We start from the raw sequence: 2855 nt of genomic DNA on the forward strand, positions 1-2855 counted from the left end.
AAGGCGCGCTCGGCGAGCTGGAGATCGTCGACGTGAGCGTGGACCCTCTTGACCGCGCGCGAGCGCATGCGCTCGCGCGCGAGGCGCAGCACGGGCTTTCCACGCATCGGCTCTGGCGGACGAGCGACAACGGCGCGAGCTGGCAGCGGCTCGGTGGTCCCTTCGGCGCGGAGCTCGATCTGGTCGCCACGGCGTTCGACGCGGCTGCGAGCGACCCCAAGCGCGTGTACGTCAGCGGGCTGGGACTGGTGCCCGCGCTCAGGGGCGTGTTGCTGCGCACCGACAACGGCGGCGTCGGCTGGACGCTGCTGCCCATAGCCGGCACGGGCCCGCAAGCGGTCCCGTTCTTCACGGCCGTTGCGCCGCACGACCGCGACACGATCTACGTGCGCGTGCGCGGATCGAACCGGGATCGTCTGTTGGTCTCCTCGAACGGCGGGCAGTCGTGGCGCAGCGTGCTCGAGGGCAGAGCCGTGATGGCAGGCTTTGCGCTTTCGCCGGAGGGTACGGAAGTGGCGATCGGCTTCGGGTTGCCCGATCGACCCGGCCTGGTCGACTGCGCCGCGCTGGGCATCTGGAAAGCCTCGACTGGCGATCTCGTGTTCGGCAAGGTTTTCGATGGCCCGGTGCAGTGCCTGACATGGACCCGGCGAGGCTTGTACGCCTGCACGCACGAGCGCACGCAGGGCTTTCAGCTGGGCCTGTCGCAGGACGGCGGCCACAGCTTCGGGGCCTTGATGAAGCTGCGCAGCGTGCAGGGGCTCGCATGTCCGTCACCCAGCATGCTCGCCACACTCTGCGCCGGACCCTGGCGCGAGCTTTGCCCTGCCATTGGCACCCCCTGCACGGGCGGCGACGCGGGCGTTGCCGTACCCCCTCCGATCGGCGGCGCCCCGGCGTGCCTGAGCGACGCCGGTTTGCCGGTAGCGCCCGGCGATGCCGGCAGCGCGGGTGCGCGAGACGCAGCGGGCGGCGGCGATGGCGCGCGACCCGTGGTCCCCGGCGACGCCGGTAGCGGCGCCGGTCGGCGAGACGCGGGAACCGACGCTGACGCTGTTTCTTCGGTCGCGTCCAGCGGCGCTGGCCGCGGCGGTGATGCTCGAGTACCGGGCGACGCCAAGAACCCGGCTGGGTCGCCTGCGACCACGAGCACCGGCGGCTGCGGGTGCCACGTCGCGGGTGGGACGAGGGGAGCGGACAAGCTGCCGTGGCTGATGTGTTTGCTAGTGCTCGGGGCCGGACGCTTGTTTCGGTTCACGCCCCGCGTACTGGCGAGCGCGCTCGCGGCATGCGCCGTCCTGTCCGGCGGCTGCAGCAGCCGGCATGCGGCGCCCGCGGACGCGGACGCAAGCGTGTCCGATTCGGGAAGCAACGACGCAGGAACCGATGCGGCCTCGGACGCGTGCGTCCCCATGCTGGAGCGCTGCAACAAGCTTGACGACGACTGCGATGGGCGCGTGGACGAGGGGGGTGTCTGCAGGGACTGCGGCAACCTGATCTCGGCAGGTGGCGAGCACACGTGCGCGCTTCCAGCCAGCGGGGAGGTCAAGTGCTGGGGCGACAACGGCAACGGCCAGCTGGGGGATGGCAGCATGACGGACCGCGCCACGCCGGTCACGGCAAACGCTATCATGGACCCTGTCGAAATCGTGCTGGGCGGCCGGCACACGTGCGCGCGTTTGAGCACGGGCCGGGTCACGTGCTGGGGCTACAACCCCTACGGTCAGCTGGGGGATGGCACCACGATGGGCCGCGCCACGCCGGTTAGCGTGAGCGGGCTCGGCGGCGTGGTCGAGATCAGCGCCGATGGTGACCACACGTGCGCGCGCCTGAGCACGAACGAGGTCAGCTGCTGGGGCTCCAACATGTACGGTCAGCTCGGCAACGGCACCACGACGAACAGCACCACACACGTAGCCGTCTCGGGGCTCACGGACGCCGTCGAGGTGAGTGCGGGCATCGACTCCACGTGCGCGCGCCTGAGCACCGGCCGGGTCAAGTGCTGGGGGCATAACAAGTCTGGCCAGCTCGGCAACGGCACCACGACGGACAGCGCCACGCCGGTTAGCGTGAGCGGGCTCGGCGGCGTGGTCGAGATCAGCGCCGGTGGTGGCCACACGTGCGCGCGCCTGAGCACGAACGAGGTCAGCTGCTGGGGCTCCAACATGTACGGTCAGCTCGGCAACGGCACCACGACGAACAGCACCACGCCCATGGCGGTCTCGGGGCTCACAGACGCTGTCCAGGTCAGTGCGGGCACGCTGCACACGTGCGTGCGCTTGAGCACGGGCGAGGTCCAATGCTGGGGCTACAATCGCCTCGGCCATCTGGGCAATGGCATGTACAACAACAGCTCGGTCCCGGTAGCGGTCTCGGGGCTCGTGGACGTCGTCGAAATCAGCGCGGGCCTGGCGCACACGTGCGCGCGTCTGAGCACGGGCGAGGTCAGCTGCTGGGGCTACAACGAGTCCGGCCGGCTGGGTAACGGCACCCTGATCGGCAGTGCCACACCGCAACCCGTCAGCGGCCTGATGCTACCCGGCTGCAGGCCCTGATGTGGGGGTTGCCGGATGGTGGAGATCTCCGGGCTGGCCCGACCCGCGTTGGCGTCCGCCGGCGTGGGCGGGCACTTTCGCCACCACCGGTAGCGTAACCTCAACGTTGCATATTTCGCGATGACAGAGACGCAGAGTGGCTAGCGATGGTCGCTAGAGGGTGGTCAGGCTGCTATCCGAGATTGCGGCAGATACTTTTCGAGCTCTTTGCGTACAGCGGGGTTGTCACTGACGCTCATGGTCAGCTCGCCCTGCGGTCGTGACAGTCGTCCTGCGAGATGCAGGATGCGCTGACGAATC

1 protein-coding gene is annotated in these 2855 nt (G+C 69.5%); it reads left to right on the forward strand.

The features are described from left to right. The coding region (locus MJD61_10295) for a hypothetical protein (GenBank protein ID MCG8555660.1) at nt 1-2555 on the forward strand (2555 nt) is incomplete at its 5' end. Between the last annotated feature and the right edge of the window lie 300 nt (nt 2556-2855).

The organism is Pseudomonadota bacterium, assembly GCA_022361155.1.
In the GTDB taxonomy this organism is placed as follows: domain Bacteria; phylum Myxococcota_A; class Polyangia; order Polyangiales; family JAKSBK01; genus JAKSBK01.